Source organism: Pseudarthrobacter sp. TE3704, assembly GCF_056279405.1.
This window is the reverse complement of sequence record NZ_JBWCCJ010000007.1, coordinates 70,946-88,376: the sequence shown is the minus strand read 5'-3', so window position 1 is coordinate 88,376 and position 17,431 is coordinate 70,946. Positions and strand designations below refer to the sequence as shown.

The window sequence follows — 17,431 nt, the reverse complement described above, 5'->3', positions numbered from 1 at the left end:
CCCGGTTTCACCCTTGCCCGAGGGAGCCACCAGTTGTCCGGACCGATACCGCACCGACAGCACCTCCCTCGTGTGGGGCAGTAGTGGCCGGGTGCTCCTTGTCCCTAATGGCCAGGGCTGCCCCAACCACGTCGTGAACGGGGGCGGCGATGTCGACGACGAGGCCGGCTTCGTCGGCGCCGAGCGGTTCCAGCGTGGCCAGCTGGGATTCGAGGAGGGCGGGCGGCATAAAGTGCCCGGTCCGCCCTTCGGTGCGTGCCCGCAAAACCTCTTTGCTGCCGTGCAGGTGCAGGAAGATGGTGTCCGGCGCCTGCGCCCGGATGGCGTCGCGGTAGCTGCGGCGCAGCGCGGAGCACGCCAGGACCAGGCCGCCGTCGGCCGCGCTGGCCAGCTCGGCGCCCACGGTGGCGAGCCAGGGCCAGCGGTCCGCGTCCGTCAGGGGTGTGCCGGCGGCCATCTTGGCGACGTTCTCCACGGGGTGGAGGGAATCGCCGTCCAGGAAGGGGACGCCGAGTTCCCGCGCCACGAGGTCGCCGATGGTGGTCTTGCCGCAGCCGGACACGCCCATCACGATAATGCGAAGCTTGGGCTTTCCCGCGGCGGGAACAGTTGTTTCAGGATTGGTAGTGTTCACCAGTCGTGGACCGTTCCGTCGATGAGGCGGTTGTAGGGCAGGTAGGCCTGCTGGTAGGGGTAGGCTGCGGCGGCTTCTTCGTTGAATTCGACGCCGATGCCCGGCTTGTCGCCCGGGTGCAGGTAGCCGTCCACAAACGTCATGGACTGCTCGAAGACCTCGTTGGTCTTGTCCGAGTGCTGCATGTATTCCTGGATGCCGTAGTTGTGGATCGCCAGGCCCACGTGCAGCTGCGCCGCGAAGCCCACCGGGGAAATGTCCGTGGGGCCGTGGAAGCCGGACTTGATCTGGTACTGCGCGGCGAAGTCCATCACCTTCTTCAACGGGGAGATCCCGCCAAAGTGGGTGGACGCGGCCCGGACGTAGTCGATCAGCTGCTCTTTGATGAGGGTCTGGTAGTCGTACACGGTGTTGAAGATTTCCCCGATCGCCAGCGGGGTGGTGGTGTGCTGGCGGACCAGGCGCAGGCCCTCCTGGTTCTCGGCCGGGGTGCAGTCCTCCAGCCAGAACAGGTCATACGGCTCCAGGGCCTTGCCCAGCTTCGCGGCCTGGATCGGCGTCATCCGGTGGTGCCCGTCGTGCAGCAGCGGGATCTCCGGGCCGAACTCGTTCCGCACCGCTTCGAACACGGTGGGCAGGTGGCGCAGGTAGGCCCGGGTGTCCCAGTCCTCCTCCACGGGGAACGCACCGCGGCCGGCGGGTTCGTAGTCGTACCGCTCCCCGGAGGCCTGCGCCTGCGCGGCCACCCCGTACACGGCCTTGATGCCGGGCACGGCGGTCTGGATCCGGATCGACTTGTACCCGAGCTCCAGGTGCTCCCGCACGGAGTCAAACAGGGCCGGCAGGTCCGCGCCCGAGGCGTGGCCGTACGCGCGCAGCCCGTTCCGGGACGCCCCGCCCAGCAGCTGGTAGACCGGCATGCCGGCCATTTTGCCCTTGATGTCCCACAACGCCATGTCCACGGCGGCGATCGCGGCCATGGTCACCGGGCCCCGGCGCCAGTAGGAGGACCGGTAGAGGAACTGCCAGGTGTCTTCGATCCGGTGCGGGTCCTTGCCGATCAGCAGCTGCGCAACGTGCTCCTTCAGGTACGCGGCGACCGCGAGCTCACGCCCGTTCAGGGTGGCGTCACCGATACCGGTCACACCGTCCTCGGTGGTGATCCGGAGGGTCACAAAGTTCCGGGAGGGACTGGTCACAAAGACGTCAGCGGCAATGATTTTCACAGCAGGTCCTTTCAAGGGCTGGGGCAGGGTCAGTAAGAGGTGGAGGCGGGACGGGGGAACCTGCCCTGCAGGCTTTCCACGAGGTGCACGGTTTCGTCGTCCTTGGCTAGTGCAGGATCAAGCACACGCAACAGGGCATGGATTCGTTTTGTTCCGGCCAGAAGATTTGCCGCATTTATTGCATCTGCCTGACCGTCCTGCAACGGTGCGGCAGTGGCGGTGTAATCAGTCCAGGCGGCGATCATGAGAGCCGCGGCAGCACCGGACCTGCCGGCGGCCCGTTCCGCTTGGAGGACTGGAACGGCGCGCATCCGCAGTTTGGTGCTGCCATCCATGGCGATCTGTGAGAGGTTGTGGGCAATCCGGGCGTTGCTGAACCGGGCGAGTAGCGCGGCACGGTATGCGTGGATCTGCAGCTCCCCGGCGGGGAGGTTGGCTTCTGCTTCGTCCCAGAAAGCTTCCACGCCCTGGCGGCAGACCGTGTCCGTCAGGGCTTCGGCCACGGTGCTGTGGCCGCGCAGTTGCCCGGCGTAGGCGAGCAGCGAATGTGCGCCGTTGAGCAGCCAGAGTTTGCGGTTTTCGTAGGGTTCGATGTCTTCGACGAAGAGGGCGCCGGCGTCTTCCCAGTGGGGCCGGCCGGCGGGGAAGTCCCCGCTGAGCACCCAGCTGGAGAAGGGTTCCGTCACTACAGGTGACTTGTCCCGGTAGCCGCATGCATCCCGAACGTGGGCGATGTCCTCATCCGTGGTCCTTGGGGTGATGCGGTCAACGGAGGTGCTGACGAAGCTGACGTTGGCGTCGATCCAGGCGGCAAACCCGGCGCCCAGTGCACGGGAGTCCAGTGCCCCGGCGAATCCGGCCACCGCCTGCCGCGTCACGGCCCCGTTGTTGGAAAGGTTGTCGCAACAGACCACGGCGATGGGCCCGGACCCGGCGTCCCGGCGGGCGGCGAGTGCCAGCACCAGCCGTCCCAGTGGCGTGGCCGGGTGTCCGCTGCCGGAAGCCAGCAGCGCAAGGTCAGCGGCGACGTCGGGCGCTGCTGTGTCGAACCTTCCGTCGGAACCCAACCCGTAGGCGGCCTCGGTGATCGTCAGGGTCAGCACTGCTGTGCCGGGGGCAGCCACCAGTTCGGCAAGCCGCTTCACGTCCGCTCCGTCTACGGCTTCAACGATGCTGTCCACCACGGTGAAGGAATCGCCGGTGTCTGCGCGTTCCACCAGGGTGTACAGCCCGTCCTGGGCTGCCAGGACTGCGGCGGCATCGGGGCGGCGGCCGGTGAAGGCCGCGATGCCCCACTCGCCGGCGTCCCGGGCCTGCTGGGTGTACCAGGCCTGGTGCGAGCGGTGGAAGGCCCCCAGCCCCAGGTGGACAATTCGTGCCGGGGCCGTCGGTACAGGCCCGAGTGAGCGGTTCAGCTGCGGAAGATCTGTGACGGGCGCAGGGGACGATGTGCGCAGTTGGGTGCTCACAGTTTGAACACCCGGCGCGGAGACCCGTCCACAATGTCCACGATGAGTTCATGCGCGCGGTCCTCGCTGACGCGGTGTTCCGCCACGAGCCGGGCCAGGAAGGAGGCCTCGATGCGGCGGGAAGCATCGTGGCGGGCCGGGATGGAGCAGAAGGCCCGGGTGTCGTCGATGAAGCCGGAGGAACGGGAAAAGCCTGCGGTCTCGGTGACGGCGGAACGGAACCGCAGCATTGCGTCCGGGGCGTCCAGGAACCACCACGGCGCACCCAGGTACACGGACGGATAGAAGCCGGCCAGCGGCGCGAGTTCGCGGGAGAACACGGTCTCGTCCAGCGTGAAGAGCACCAGGTGGAAGTCCTTCGCGGTGCCGAAGTCCTGCAGGACCGGGCGGATGGCCTCGGTGTAGTTGACCGCGAACGGAATGTCGTGCCCGGTGTCCGCACCAAAGGTGTTGAAGGTGGGCTCGTGGTGGTTGCGGTACGAGCCCGGATGGATGGTCATCACCAGCCCGTCCTCCACGGACATGCGGGCCATCTGGTACATCATGTGGGCTTCGAAATCGTCGCGGTCCTGTGCCGTCGCGGTGCCGGAACGGGCACGGTCGAACAGCCTGGCTGCGTCCGCGGCGTCCAGCTTCAGGGTGGCCGGGGTGCGGACGCCGTGGTCGGCGGAGACCGCGCCGTGCTCCACAAAATAACGGCGCCGGTTCTCCAGTGCGGTGAGGTAGGCACCATAACCGGTGCCGCCGTCGCCCGCTGCCGCGAGAAGCCTGTCCACGTTGTCCGACCACGACGGCTGTGCGATGTTCAGGTACGCGTCCGGGCGGAAGGTGGGCAGGACGCGGCCGTGGAAGGTGGGGTCCTGGGCGATGGCCTGGTGGCTCGCCAGGGTGTCCAGGGGATCGTCCGTGGTGGCCAGGACCTCGATATTGAAGTCCTTGAACAGCTCGCGGGGCCGGAAGCCCGGCTCCTGGAGCTTGGCGGAGATCGCGTCGTAGCTGGCATCAGCCGTTGCCTCGCTCAGCTCGCCCTGCAGACCGAAGACGCTGTGGAACTGTGTGCGGAGCCAATAGCCGGAGGCGGTGCCTTCGAACAACGGCCATGCCTTGCAGAACTCGCGCCACACCGTACGGGAGTCGGGCCGGGAGGTGTTCGATTCGCGCAACTGCTCCAGCGGGACACCGCTGGCGTGGATCAGGCGGGTGACGTAGTGGTCCGGGCTGACCAGCAGCGCTGCGGGGTCCGGAAAGGGTGTGTTCTGCTCGATGACTGCGGCGTCAACGTGCCCGTGCGGGGAAATGATGGGGAGGTCCTGGACGCGCTGCAGGAGCTCGCGCGCTATGCGGCGGGTTGCGGGATCAGCGGGCAGAAGCCGGTCTGGGCTCACGGCAATCGGTTGGGGCATAGGACAATGATCCTGTTTGGGCAAGCGGTTGTCAACCGGTTGCACAAGATTGCCAAGTGCGACCTTAGCGTTGTGTGAAAGCGGTTTTTCAGTCTGCCTGCAGGAGGCGGCCGCTGGAGCCACGCAGGACGAGTTCAGTCTCCACCTCTGTAGGTTCTGCTGGATCGCTGTCGCCCTGCAGGAGGGCCAGCAGCCGGGTGGTGGCCCTGGCGCCGCATTCCCCGAGCGGTGAGCGTATGGTGGTCAGCGGCGGGGTGGTGAAGTTTGCCCCGAAGATATCGTCGAAGCCTACGATGCTCATCTGGTCCGGCACCACCATGCCGCCGGCCTGGAGTTCCTGCATGAGGCCGATGGCCAGGAGGTCGTTGTAGGTCAGCACTGCGGTGACTCCGCTGGCCAGCACGTCACGCGCGACCTGCCTGCCTCCGTCGACCGTTGGTTTGGTGGATTCCAGGCATACCGCCTCAACCCGGGACCATTCACAGGCAGCCTGTACGCCTTCCCAACGGCGGGCGGACATCCAGGACCTTGCCGGGCCTGCCACAAAGGCGAGCTTCTTGTGTCCGTTGCCTGCCAGGCTGCGGACCGCCTCGCCGATGCCCTTTCGGACGTCCGGGATGACGCAGGGAACGTCCTGCACTTCGCGGTTGATGACTACGACAGGCTTGTCGAGGGCAAGTGCCCGGATGTCGTCATCGTCCATTCGGGGGCTGGCGAGAATCAGGCCGTCGGCGGTGGTCATCATCCGTCGGGCAGTCGTGAGCTCGGTGACCGCTGACTCGGCGGACTCGGCGAGCAGCAGGGTGTAGTCATGCAGGGTGCCGGTGGTTTGGGCGCCTCGGATGATGTCGAAGAACGTGGGGTTGGTGATGTCGGCAACGATCAGGGCGAAGGTATTGGTCCGGCCTGTGGGCAGGGCGCGGGCAAACGCGTTTACCTGGTAATTCAGTTCGGCCGCAGCATTATCGATAAGTTTTTTCGTCTTGGCACTGACCCTGCCGGGCTTGCTGAGCGCCCGGGACACCGTGGAAGGATTGACTCCCGCCACCCTGGCGATGTCGTAGATGGTGGGGTTCGACCTGCTGGTTCTGTCATTCCTTGAGTCCGGATGCGAAGCGGCGCGCGGGGCGCCGCTGGAGGGCTCATGGCGAAGACTGCCGTCAGCAGTCGCGGACGGCGCTCTTGACGAACTTGATTCGGTCACTCGGTTATCCTACAGCCAATAACTGAAATTGCATCCGGTTGCCAATCTAGTTGAACGTCTGGTGAGTGGGTGGTGCCGTGGTGCGCAAAATAAGTTGATCTTCGCTGTGCGCTGCTGTCAGCTGTTGTTGGCGGCAGTCATCTGTCGTGGTGTCGGGTGTCGGGCAGTATTTTTACGTGCCTTCCTGGGTATTTTTCGACAAGACGTCGGTGCTTTGCCCCCTCCATTTTCAACCAGAGGACGGTGCCGTCCCTTGTGACGTCCTCCACCTGGCCCCCGTCAATCATTCGGCCCTTTTCGTGAATCTCGATGTGCTGGCCGACAATCCGGGTCCATTCATCTTCCGGCTGCCAAAAGGTTGGCTCAACCTGATCTTTGCTGTCCATGACTTGTCTTCGTCCAAAGCTGTATTCGTGGCGAGGCCGGAATCGATATCCCGTCGTAGCGCCTACCTGCCATTACGGACGGCGGCGGCGAGGCGGGCCGGCGGAGGGCCGGGTTATGCACCGCCTGAAGAAGGGGCCGGCATGCCGGCCCCTTCCCGGCGCTGACTGTTGTGGGCTTACTGCACTGACCAGGCACCGTCTGAGGGCAGGACGGCGCCGGAGACGTTCGTGCCGTCATCGCTGAGCAGGAACGTGATGGACGCTGCCAGCTGGGAGGCTTCTGCCACCGGCGGGATCATCTGCATGAACGGGCCAAGCCGCTGCGCACCAAGTTCGGATCCGAATGTGGCCTCAATTCCTGTAGCGACAGGACCGGGAGCGATGGCATTGACCCGGATCCCTTGTGGTGCATACATGAACGCCGTACTGCGGGTGATGCCGAGCACGGCATGCTTGGAAGCGGTGTAGGCCAGTCCTGCAGAGTTGCCGCGGAGGGCTGCCTCTGAGGCGACGTTGACGATTGAACCCCGTCCTGCGGCGATCATCGAGGGCAGGACAGCACGGGTCAGACGGAACATGCCGTCCACGTTGACTGCGAACACCCGGTTCCACACCCCGTCGGAGACCTCATGCAGTGGTGTCATGTCGTCCATGATTCCGGCGACGTTGGCTAACGCGTCAATTCGGGCGCCTGCTGCTTCAACAATCCGGGCGATGTCCTCATCCTTGGTGATGTCAGCTGCAACCGGGACAACATCTGCGTTCGGAAGGGCTGCCGTCAGGGCGTCCAGGCGTTCAGCGGCGATATCGACTGCGATGACCCTGCCACCTTCGCGTGCGATGCGCGATGCTGTCGCCCGACCGATGCCGGAGGCTGCGCCGGTGACAATCACGGTCTTGCCGGTGAACCGTCCGTCCGTGACGCGCTCCACCCACGGGCCGCCTTCGGTTGCGGCGGCATCATCTTCAGGGTTGTCGGCGGGGGCCGCTCCCCCGTTGGCTTCCAATACCAAGTGATCGAGGGCTGATTGGGGGAATTGGCCTGCCCCCAGTTCGACCAGCTGTTGGAGTGCGAAGTGTTCGACGGGTTTCAGGGCAGTTTCGTCCTGACCGGCGCCAGCGAGCATTCCCCGTAGCAGCGGTCCACCGTCGGGGTGGTCAAGCCATTCGCGGATTGAACGCTTGCCGGTCAGGGGTGTCGTGTTTGTGGTCATTTTGCGTCCTCAAGGGCCGGTACGGGGAGGGCGTACGCTTTTACACCCTCAGGGATTGCTGTGTCATTTCCGGAGGGCTTGGTCCCGTTGAGGCCGGTCCAGCGGGCTCGGAGTGTGTGTGCCGCGGCCTTTGGCTTCCGGTCGCGGGTAAAGACGCCTTTTCTGTTGCCGTCCACGCGGTGGATACCGTTGGAGGTTTGGAAGTCCGCGAAGTTCCAGACGTGTTCGCCGATGAAGGCCTCGATCCTGTCAAAGACCCGGTGGTTCATGTCGAAGTAGGACTGCTGGTATTCCTCACTCCAGGGCGTATCCCACACGGAGTGTTGTCCTGGCATGGTGTCGGCGCCGTATTCGCTCATCATGATGGGCTTGCCAAAGGCCTCCGCCCAACCGCGCAGGTCGCCTTCGAGGTACTGCTCTGCAGTCTTAAGGTCTCCGGTGAAGACGTACCAGCCGTAGTAGCGGTTGATGCTGAGGACGTCAAAGAGGTCGGCGATTTTGTCGTTCTGGAAGGTGGCGAACATAACGGCGGCGTAGGTCAGGGGGCGCGTGGGGTCCAGCTCCCGCGCGAGCTGCACGAGAGGTTCGAAGTATTCGCGCGCTCCTTCCTCGTTGGATGCCGGCTCGTTGGCGATACTCCACATGACAACACTGGGGTGGTTCTTATCGCGTGCTATCAGCTCCCGGATGTGTTGTGCGTGGGCTGCCTGGGTTTCGTGGTTGAAGGTTTCCGGGGAAAAGGTGGGCTTGGGACCGATTCCCGTCAGCCCGCCTTGGACACCCAGGTTCAACCCGACGGCAGCTGTCTCATCAACGACGACGATTCCATTGCGGTCGGCGAACTCCAGGACTTCTTCGGCATACGGGTAGTGCGAGGTCCTGAAGGAGTTTGCTCCCACCCAGTCCAGGAGCTGGAAGTCATGCACCAGGTAGGCGTTGTCGTGTCCCTTGCCGCGGACCGCCGTGTCCTCGTGCTTGCCGAAACCGGTGAAGTAGAAGGGCTTGCCGTTGATGAGGAACTGCATTCCGCGGACTTCAACTGTCCTGACACCAAAGGACTCGGTGTAGCTGTCAATTACATCCTCGCCGTCGAGAAGCTCCACCACCAGGTCGTAGAGGTAGGCGGCGCCCGGTTGCCAGAGCACGACGTCGTTAATGCTGAGCGTTCCCTTGCTCCCTGCAGCGGAAGCAACTTCGTGTCCGGTGGCATCCAAAGCTCGCACCCGGACTTCGGTTTCGTGGCTCGCTGCTACCGAATAATCGACGATGCCCGTCCCACCGATGACGTCGGTGACGATCGTGATGTCACTGATGTGCCGTTGGGGTTTGCTGTAGAGCCACACCGATCTGGCCAGGCCGGCGTAGTTGTAAAAGTCGTGCAGGTAAGTCTGTTGGCGCCGGCCATCCTGGGTCACGGTAATGCTGCCAGGGGGAATGGTGGCGCTGGTCAGTTCGTTGTTCACCCCGACCGTCAGCCGGAATTCCCCGCCGGGTGTCACGTGCTCGGTGATGTCAGCTTCGAATGGTGTGTAGCCGCCGACGTGCCGGGCGACGAGGACGTCATCGACGTAAACAGCGCCCTCGTGCGTTGCCGCATCCAGGCGAAGGAGTATCCGTTCCCCTGCCCAGCCTCGGGGTACCCGCACACTCCGCTGGTACCACACCCAACCAACGTGGTCACGGATCTTGGGATCGATAAAGAGATCGTTGTAACTGGACGGCACCGGGGCTTCGAGCGTGGTATCCAAAGTTCCGGTCCAAGGTTCCCGGACATCTGGATTTTCGAGGGCGAAGCGCCAGAGGCCATCGAGGTTTACAAGTTCTCGGGTAAGGGTGGGACGGGGTTTTAACACGGCATTTCCTCCTGCGGGTATTCAAACGGGTTGATGGTTGAGGGCGGGAATGGAAGAAGCGGTCCCCGCCGGATCGGTATGGATGGGTGTGGGTGCGGGCTGCTGCTATCGGACGGAACGGACCGCCAGTACGGTGATGATGCCTCCGGCCAACGCGAACGCGCCGGAGCTGAGGTACAGCAGGGTGTAGTTTTTCTCGTCGCCGACGATCGTGAGGGAGAGCAGCAGGGTGGCGGCGAACGGGGCAAGCGCTGCAGGTATTTTTTGTGCAAAGCCTGTAATGGCCATAAAGCGCCCGGCCTGGGTTTCCCTGTGCGGCAGCACGTCCAGGACCAGCGCCTGGCCTACCGCGCTGAAAATCGCGATTCCCAGCGATGATACGAGCGTGCCGGCTACAAGAGAGATCAGATCGTTTGCGAAGGCCGTCAGCGATGCACCCACGGCGAACAGGACCGTGGCTGCCATGATGAACGGGCGTCGGCGTGCCCAATGGTCTGAAAGCCAACCGGCCCCGAGCGAACCAAGCACAGCACTTGCAACACTGGCTGCCGAGATGACCGCCAGAACCGAGGCAACCTCGGAGACATTGATGCCGAGACGTTGGGCATAAAAGAAGGTGCTGAAACTCATTGTGAGTGACAGGCCGAAGAAGAAGACGAACCGGCCCAGCCACGTCCAGGCAAAGTCACGCTCCTTTCGGGGATTGAACACAAAGCTGGCAAGGAAACGCTTAAGCGACAACGGCTCAAGGAACACGGTGCCGCGGCTGTCCGCTTCCTTAACAAAAACGATGAACGCGGCAACGCAGAGGGATCCGATAAGGGAAGGGACCGCAAAAACCCAAAACGGGTTTTTGCTCACGAGTCCGACGAGGAGGATCCCTGCCACTGGTGCCACGTGCATCGTCATCACGGTGAGCGCGGAAACTTTACCCCGTTGGTGCGGGGGCAATCGGTCCGCCTGGTAGTTTCCGATCGAGCCCACGGCAGTGCCCCAACCCACAGTGCATAGCACCCAGCCTGCGGTAAGAATTGCGGGGTCGGGGGCGAAAGCCATGATTGGAGTTGCCAGTAGGCCCAGGACCAGGCCTCCCAGGGTGAAGGGCCGGCGACGGCCCCAGCGGCTCCGGGTCCTGTCACTGAGGATTCCGGTGAGCGGTGAGGCAAAGAGCGAAAAAACGGCGCCAATGCCGATCGTGTAGCCGAGCAGTTCCTCCTGCCCAGGTGCCAAGGCATTCAGTTGCAGCGCGAGCGTAAAGGACATGGGAACAATCAATGCCATGGCACCGCCGAATGTTGCCAGGATCAGGAGGCCAACGGTGCCCGGCCCAACCGTGGTTAAGCGCATGTCAGGTTCACTCGCTGGCTCGAATGGGTCCCCGGCCGGTGCCGGGAACGGCCCCGCTACCTCGGGCATAAGCGACGTTGAGGATCCCAGGTAGGCCTGCCCCTCGCTTTTCTCCGTCTCCGTACTGTCGTCAGGAGGCGCTTCGGGGCTCACGGATGCAGCCCCAATAGCGCCAGGCACCCTTGTGCGGGATTCCGGCCAGACGTCGCAACGAGGGTTGCGCGGATGTCGAAGTCGACGCCGGCCCCCGCACTCACAAGAGCGGCCGCTTGAACGCCCCGAAGAAGACCGGCGGGAAAAGTGGGCATCATCGCTCATTTCATAGGTTGGACCCATAGGAATCACGGAAACCGATTGCCATAAACTAACACAAACCGTATCGCAATGCTATATTCAAGTGTGAGCGCGGTCATAAGAGGTCAGTATTCAAAATCGGTTGAGGTCAAACGGCGCATCCTGGACGGTTGCATCGAGGCATTTTCCGAGACCGGCTTCTACGGCGCCAACATGAAGGACATCGCGCGGCGGTCCGGGATCAGCTACACCGGCCTCCTGCATCATTTCCCTAATAAGGAGATCCTGCTGGCAGCCCTGTTGGAGTTGCGGGAGGAACAGAGTGTGGCCTTCCTGCGCTCCGCAGAAGCACTCGACGCCAGCATCGACCCGCTCAAGGCCCTGCACGGAATGGTTGCTGTCGTTGTCGAGAGCGAACTCAAACCTGGCCTCATGGAACTCAACTGCGTGCTGGCGGGTGAAGCGACAGCCCCTGAGCATCCGGCTCATGAGTTTTTTGCCCGGCGTTCAAGGGCAGCGCGCCAGTTCTACACCGTCATTTTCCAGACACTCGATGGGCAAGGACGGCTCAATTCCCTGGTCGATCCTGCAACGCTTGCGACCATGACCCTTGCCCTGATCAGCGGGCTGCAGATGCAGTGGCTGCTCGACCGGACATCCGTAGAACTGGAGACTGCGCTGAGGAAGTTCCTGCAGTCCTTTATCCCCGACTTTTGAAAGGTAGAACCTTGGACGAATTAACCGATCCTCCAGGCCCGCTGCGGTGGGCTGTTGCGGGCGCCGGAACAATCTCGCGCAGCATCGTGCCTGATCTAATGCTTATCCCCCACAACCAGGTCGAGATTGTTTTCAGCCGCGACATCACCAAGGCAGCCAGCTTCGCGAACGAGTTCGGTCTGGGCCGCTGGACCGACGACTTTGCTGCACTGGTGCGGGATCCGCGAATTGATGTGCTGTACCTTGCGACCCCTTTTGCCACGCACGCTGCCATGGCCCGGGAGGCGTTGCTTGCCGGCAAGCATGTAGTGGTGGAGAAGCCGATGGCGCTGAACGCAGCCGAGGTTGAGGATTTGTTCGCCCTGGCCGACCGGCAAGGCCTGTTCCTGATGGAAGCCATGTGGATGAAATTCAACCCGGCCTTCCGGCACCTTTTCGAACTCCTGGCCACCGGACTAATCGGGAAACCATCAAGCCTGCGTGCTGGATTCGGGTTCCCTCTGCCCGCTGATGGCGGCAGCCGGTGGGACGTGACACGCAGCGGCGGCACACTTTTGGATCAAGGGATCTACCCCGTGACCCTGGCTCAGACCATCTTCGGCGAACCTACGAGTATTCACACCAACGGCTGCCTCCGGGCGGACGGACTCGACTTCGCCGAACACTTCACCCTCGATTTCGCCGAGGGCCGGTTCGCCCAGTGCGCGAGCTCGATGACTGAGTTTGTTGACCCCTCCGCATCCATCAGCGGCACCATGGGCTGGATCACGATCCCTGGCATGTTCTGGACATCGACAACCGTTCACGTCCACGCGGGTTCCTGGACGAAAATGTTCTCCCCTGAACCGATCGAGCATGAGCGCGAAGGCAATGGGTACGTGCCCATGCTCAGGGCCGCCGGGGAGGCCATTCGCTCAGGATCCTTGCAACACCCCATCCACCCAGCCACCGACACGATAGCCGTCTTCCGCACGCTGGATACAATCCGCAAACAACTTCAGGAGCCGGCAGCAAAAGCCGCCCTTTAACCCCCGGTACGGGCCCGTGCCAACGAAACCACAGCACATCAGCGGCCCTCACCCCCGCTCCGGCTGGCTCTACGAGGCCCGTCTCAGTCGGTCGAGGCACTACAGCCGTACCTAATCCGGACGGCAGCGCCGGCATCAGAAATTAGCTTTTTGGGCGAGCTGCCAGTGTGACCGTGCGCGATGCGCTTCAGCGTGGCCGTGGCGCAGCAGTAGGGCGCGGAAGGCGGGATGCCTGTCCCTCACGCCGATCGTTGGAACCCAAATGCTGCCTATCTCCATGACTTCGTCGCGGAAGTTGTAACTATGGCGGGGTAGTTGACACCAAAAGGCTGCCAGTCGGTGTCCGGACCGTTGAGGTCCAAAGCGGCGCAGGTCCTGATTGGCGGAGAACCGTTTCACTTCACAGTGCTAGCCGGCTCCGCCTCCGGAGTCCGCGCGGGAAAGTTTTCGCGTCCGATCGGCATTGCTAAGCCTTTCTGACATCGCGCCGACCAGTGCAGGCGGGCAGCTCCGGCTTGCCTCCCGAGGCCCGAGTAAGAGCTTGACCCTTCCTTGTAAGCTCCATCCACGTGAACGGAGCCTACCGGTCGCCCAGCGGACGGAACCAGCCCGTCGCCGTCCGCTTCATCTCTGATGGCACCGACCCGCTGGGAAGAGCCCTCGTCCCGGTGCTAGTTAGAGACGTTCGATTACGCGCATGGCCCTCCAACGCTCGCTTGCTTACACCTGTGTCGGGTTCAGGCCAGTCGCGCGCTTGAGGACCGTCGGGTGAACGTGCAGCTCCAGGACGACCCTGCACCCACCCGCGCGGTAGCTGGATGAGTCAGGATGGAACCCTGTGAGTGGTGGCACAGCCCCCGGATCATCCAACCCCGGCCTGGACGTGCTGTTCGCGGTGGAGTTCGGCAAGCCGGTGACGTTCTGCCCGGCGTTTTTCCTGCTCGACTGGATCTGCGATCGGAGCTGCCAGCAATAGTTTCTGTGTATACGGGTGCTCGGGTGTGGACGTCACCACGTCTGCGGGTCCGGTTTCGACGATGTCCCCCTTGTAGACAACGCTGACACGGTGGCTGATGTGCCGCACGACTGCCAGGTCGTGGGAGACAAAGAGGTAGGCCACCCCCGTGCGGCGCTGGATGTCGATGAAAAGGTCCATCACCCGGGCTTGTGTGGAGAGGTCCAGCGCGGAGACTGGCTCGTCGCAGACGATAAGTTTTGGTTCGGGGGCCAGCGCACGGGCGATGGCAACTCTTTGGCGTTGCCCGCCGCTGAATTCACGCGGCAAACGCTCGGCAGCGTCCCGTGGAAGGCCCACCTGGTCAAGCAGCATTTGAACGCGGGCCCTGGCTTCGCTGGTGCTGGCGCCCTGCGCCACGAGGGGTTCACTCAGGGTGTCACCGATCGTCAATGACGGATTCAGCGAAGTGTAAGGGTCTTGGAATACGACCTGGATGTCTTTGGACAGTGTCCGGCGGTCCTTGGGGCTGGCATGGGTGATGTCGGCACCCCTAAAGGTGATGCGGCCCCCGCTGGGCTTTACCAGACCCAGGACCGCCCGGCCGATGGTGGTCTTACCTGATCCCGATTCTCCAACCACGCCCAAGGTCTCGCCCGCGCCGATGCTCAGGGACACCCCGTGCAGGACCTCAACGGCCTTGGGACGGAAGCCTCGGCCGGTGAAGGCGACGCGGAGGTCGGTCACGTCCAATAGTGGCGTAGTCATCAGTTTCTCTCCCCTGTTGCCGCCGCGACAGGCACTGGCGGGTCGGTGCGTACGGTGTGCTCGTCGAGGATCGACCCCAGGAGCATTTGTGTGTACGGGTGCTTTGGGTCCCGGAACAGTTCCAGAGCCGTGTCAGACTCGACAATTTGACCGTTTTGCATTACGGCGATCCGGTCGCAGATGTCGGCGACTACACCGAAGTTGTGGGTCACGAGCAGGACCGCCATGTTCAGTTCAGCCTGGAGGTCTCGCAGCAAGTCGAGGATTTCGGCCTGGACTGTCACGTCGAGTGCGGTTGTGGGTTCGTCGGCGATGAGCAGCTTGGGGCGGCTTGCCACCGCCCCTGCAATCAGGACACGTTGGGCCATACCACCTGAGATTTGGTGCGGGTAGGAGTCGAAGGTCCGCTGTGGATCCTGGATTCCCACGCGCTTCAGCAATGCAAGCACCCTGGCTCTGGCGTCTGCGGTGGACATGCGGGCGGAGGCGCGGATGCCCTCCACAAGCTGGGCGCCGATGGTGTAGGAGGGGTCGAGGTTCGACATCGGCTCCTGGGGAATATAGGCGATTTCACGTCCCCGCAGGGCGCGCAGGTCTTGCTCACGGAGGCCAAGCAGCTCGCGTCCATCCAACTTGATGGAGCCACGCACGATCACAGCTTCCGACGGGAGAACACCAAGAATCGAAAAAGCCGTTTGGGTCTTGCCGGAACCGGACTCCCCTACCAGGCCAAGGGTTTCCCCTGCGCGAAGGTTCAAGGTGACACCTTTCACGACCTCCTTGAGCTCGCCCGATGGGGTGGGATAGGCGATGACCAGGTCTTGCACGGACAACAGGTCTGCCGAAGTGCCCTCACCGGCTTCGAGTGCTTTGCTTTCCACTTTTGGCGCCGATATTTTTGATGGCTTCAGTTTTACACCCTCGAATGCGTCCCGCAGGGAGTTGCCCAGAAGCACGAGGGACGCAGTGAGGGTACCGAGCAGGATGCTGGGCCAGATGAATTGTGTCGGGTCAACATAAAGGTTGGTGAAGCCGTCCGCGATCATGGCGCCGAAGCTGGGAACGAGGTTCGATCCGACACCGAGGAAAGCGAGACCGGATTGAAGGCTGATCGCGGAACCCGCCAGGAACGCGGCGGCAATGATGATAGGGCCACGGACAACGAAGAGAACGTGCCGGCCGAGGATACGCAGGTTGGACAGGCCGGACACACGTGCCGCGTCAACGTAGAGCTCGTTCTTCACACCGACGACGAGGTTCCGCACAATGCGATAGATCCCAGGTGATAGCAGCACACCGAAAATGAGCATGGTTGCGCGGTAGTCACCTTTGGTGACCGGCATCAGGACGATGAGCAGCAGCAGCCCGGGGAAAGTCATGATGAGGCTGAAGACCCACTCGGTTGCGCTGCGCAGCCGCCGTCCAAAGTAGCCGCCAATGAGGCCGAAGGTCACCCCGATAACGAGGGCGACGCTCGCGCCGATCAGGCCTGCGATGATGCTTGTGTTGATCGAATGGAGCAGCCTGGAGGCGATGTCGCGGCCGTTCTGGTCCGCGCCCAGGGGGTAGCCGGGCGTCCCCGGCACGGCGTTAATCGCATTGAGCTGGGCCTCGTTGGGATCGTGCGGGGCGATCCATGGCGTGAGGAGTCCGAGGACGATGATGACCAGCAGCAGCACGGAGGTGATGATCGCCTGGGGGTCTTTCAGGAGTTTCCGCAGCGGAGATTTTCGGGGTGGGGCTGCCAGCCCGGGATCGACGCTGAGTTCTTCGATGCTCAATAGATTCTCGCCTTCGGGTTGAGCCAGCCGTTTGCTACGTCAGTGATGAGGTTTACGGTCACCACGAGCATGACGCTGAACAGTGTGATGCCCATGATGATCGGGATATCGCCCTGGAGGGATGCATTGAACGCGTATTGGCCGTACCCAGGTAGCGCGAACACGTTTTCGATGATCAGCGCCCCGCCCAGCATCTGGATGAATTCAAGGGACAGCACGGTCAGGGCAGGGCTCGCGGCGTTCCGCAGCGCATGCCGGAGCACGATGGAGCGGATCGGAATTCCGCGGGTCCGCAATGTGCGGACGTAGTCTTTTCGGAGTTCATCGATCATGGACCCGCGGACCTGGGCGGCCATGTTCGCCACCCCACCAATCACCAGCACGATCACGGGGATTGTGATCGATGCCGCCCATTTAGCGGGGTTCTGGGCGAAGGGGGTGAACCCGGTGGCTGGCAACAGCTTCAGATTCACAGCCAGCACGGCCACAAGGACAATCGCAATCAGCAGCCCGGGCACAATGTAGCCCACCAATGACAGGCCCTGGGACACCTTGTCGGCAACCCCGCCGCGTGAGGCCGCCCAGACACCGAGTGCGACGCTGATGATCACGGTAATGATGAGCGCGGTGACCACGAGGGAAAGCGTGACGCTCAAGCGTGCAGCAACCGCCGGGGCGACTGGCTGGCTCGTGAAGAGCGAAGTGCCGAAGTCGCCAGTCAGTACGGCGCCAAGCCAATCCAGGTATTGGACGATAGCCGGCCTGTCGAAACCGAGTTGGGCCATCAGGCCCTTTATGGACTCGGGGGTCGCTGCACTGCCAAGGCGTTCGCGGGCAACGGATTCCAGGGAGCCGCTGAGGAGGAAGAACGTGATCATAGTGACGAGCAGTGCCAGGACGATGCCGGCGCCAAGACGTCGGAGGGCGTAGATGATCATGAGCTGCCTCGTGACATTTCCTCTGGCATCTTCAAAACTCCTTATTGTGAGTGGAGCCCCAGCCGGGGCGGGTGGTGCTGTTTGGTCAAGACACCGTGATGGTGATGGGGGGATTCAGGTACGTCCCCTGCAGGGCGTTCTCCGGGCCCGGAGGGATCCGGGAACCGGCTGCAGGACTTGAATATAAGAAAGAGGTGGGAAGGCCGGCAGGGAC

At 63.0% G+C, this 17,431-nt stretch carries 14 protein-coding genes; 2 read left to right on the top strand and 12 right to left on the bottom strand.

The annotated features are described in order from the left end of the window. Positions 1 to 7: 7 nt before the first annotated feature. The 9 genes from ACZ9BC_RS18040 to ACZ9BC_RS18000 form a co-directional block, all read right to left on the bottom strand. The gene (locus ACZ9BC_RS18040; RefSeq protein ID WP_476247123.1) at positions 8 to 634 is read right to left on the bottom strand and encodes a gluconokinase; all 627 of its coding nucleotides are present in this window, start codon (positions 632 to 634) and stop codon (positions 8 to 10) included. After that, positions 631 to 1,860 carry a D-mannonate dehydratase ManD gene (manD, locus tag ACZ9BC_RS18035; RefSeq protein ID WP_476247122.1) on the bottom strand — a complete coding sequence of 410 codons (1,230 nt, stop codon included), beginning with the start codon at positions 1,858 to 1,860 and terminating at the stop codon, positions 631 to 633. The genes ACZ9BC_RS18040 and manD overlap by 4 nt, the downstream gene beginning before the upstream one ends. A gap of 29 nt (positions 1,861 to 1,889) precedes the next feature. Continuing rightward, the gene (locus ACZ9BC_RS18030) at positions 1,890 to 3,329 is read right to left on the bottom strand and encodes a mannitol dehydrogenase family protein (RefSeq protein ID WP_476247121.1); all 1,440 of its coding nucleotides are present in this window, start codon (positions 3,327 to 3,329) and stop codon (positions 1,890 to 1,892) included. Then, a complete protein-coding gene (uxaC, locus tag ACZ9BC_RS18025) occupies positions 3,326 to 4,732 on the bottom strand; it encodes a glucuronate isomerase (protein ID WP_476247120.1) in 1,407 nt (468 codons plus the stop codon). Before uxaC ends, ACZ9BC_RS18030 begins: the two co-directional genes overlap by 4 nt. Positions 4,733 to 4,820: 88 nt before the next feature. Continuing rightward, a complete protein-coding gene (locus ACZ9BC_RS18020; RefSeq protein ID WP_476247119.1) occupies positions 4,821 to 5,936 on the bottom strand; it encodes a LacI family DNA-binding transcriptional regulator in 1,116 nt (371 codons plus the stop codon). A gap of 137 nt (positions 5,937 to 6,073) precedes the next feature. Beyond that, positions 6,074 to 6,322 carry a hypothetical protein gene (locus ACZ9BC_RS18015; protein WP_476247118.1) on the bottom strand — a complete coding sequence of 83 codons (249 nt, stop codon included), beginning with the start codon at positions 6,320 to 6,322 and terminating at the stop codon, positions 6,074 to 6,076. A gap of 176 nt (positions 6,323 to 6,498) precedes the next feature. Beyond that, positions 6,499 to 7,536 carry an SDR family NAD(P)-dependent oxidoreductase gene (locus ACZ9BC_RS18010; RefSeq protein WP_476247117.1) on the bottom strand — a complete coding sequence of 346 codons (1,038 nt, stop codon included), beginning with the start codon at positions 7,534 to 7,536 and terminating at the stop codon, positions 6,499 to 6,501. Then, a complete protein-coding gene (gene uidA, locus ACZ9BC_RS18005; protein WP_476247116.1) occupies positions 7,533 to 9,389 on the bottom strand; it encodes a beta-glucuronidase in 1,857 nt (618 codons plus the stop codon). Before uidA ends, ACZ9BC_RS18010 begins: the two co-directional genes overlap by 4 nt. 105 nt (positions 9,390 to 9,494) lie before the next feature. Next, positions 9,495 to 10,736: an MFS transporter gene (locus ACZ9BC_RS18000; protein ID WP_476247115.1), complete on the bottom strand. Its 1,242-nt coding sequence runs from the start codon at positions 10,734 to 10,736 to the stop codon at positions 9,495 to 9,497. Positions 10,737 to 11,135: 399 nt separating this feature from the next. Between ACZ9BC_RS18000 and ACZ9BC_RS17995 the strand changes: the two genes are divergently transcribed. Both ACZ9BC_RS17995 and ACZ9BC_RS17990 read left to right on the top strand, forming a co-directional pair. After that, positions 11,136 to 11,747: a TetR/AcrR family transcriptional regulator gene (locus tag ACZ9BC_RS17995; protein ID WP_476247114.1), complete on the top strand. Its 612-nt coding sequence runs from the start codon at positions 11,136 to 11,138 to the stop codon at positions 11,745 to 11,747. Positions 11,748 to 11,758: 11 nt separating this feature from the next. Beyond that, complete coding sequence (locus ACZ9BC_RS17990) at positions 11,759 to 12,775, top strand: Gfo/Idh/MocA family protein (RefSeq protein WP_476247113.1); 1,017 nt, start codon at positions 11,759 to 11,761, stop codon at positions 12,773 to 12,775. A gap of 862 nt (positions 12,776 to 13,637) precedes the next feature. On the opposite strand, the gene ACZ9BC_RS17985 is transcribed toward ACZ9BC_RS17990, so the two are convergent. From ACZ9BC_RS17985 to ACZ9BC_RS17975, 3 genes are read right to left on the bottom strand one after another with little or no spacing between them, the layout of a single operon-like run. Beyond that, positions 13,638 to 14,498: an ATP-binding cassette domain-containing protein gene (locus ACZ9BC_RS17985; protein ID WP_476247112.1), complete on the bottom strand. Its 861-nt coding sequence runs from the start codon at positions 14,496 to 14,498 to the stop codon at positions 13,638 to 13,640. After that, the gene (locus tag ACZ9BC_RS17980) at positions 14,498 to 16,279 is read right to left on the bottom strand and encodes a dipeptide/oligopeptide/nickel ABC transporter permease/ATP-binding protein (protein ID WP_476247111.1); all 1,782 of its coding nucleotides are present in this window, start codon (positions 16,277 to 16,279) and stop codon (positions 14,498 to 14,500) included. Before ACZ9BC_RS17980 ends, ACZ9BC_RS17985 begins: the two co-directional genes overlap by 1 nt. Beyond that, positions 16,276 to 17,217 (bottom strand): ABC transporter permease, encoded by a 942-nt coding sequence (locus tag ACZ9BC_RS17975; RefSeq protein WP_476247110.1) that lies wholly within the window; start codon positions 17,215 to 17,217, stop codon positions 16,276 to 16,278. The genes ACZ9BC_RS17980 and ACZ9BC_RS17975 overlap by 4 nt, the downstream gene beginning before the upstream one ends. Between the last annotated feature and the right edge of the window lie 214 nt (positions 17,218 to 17,431).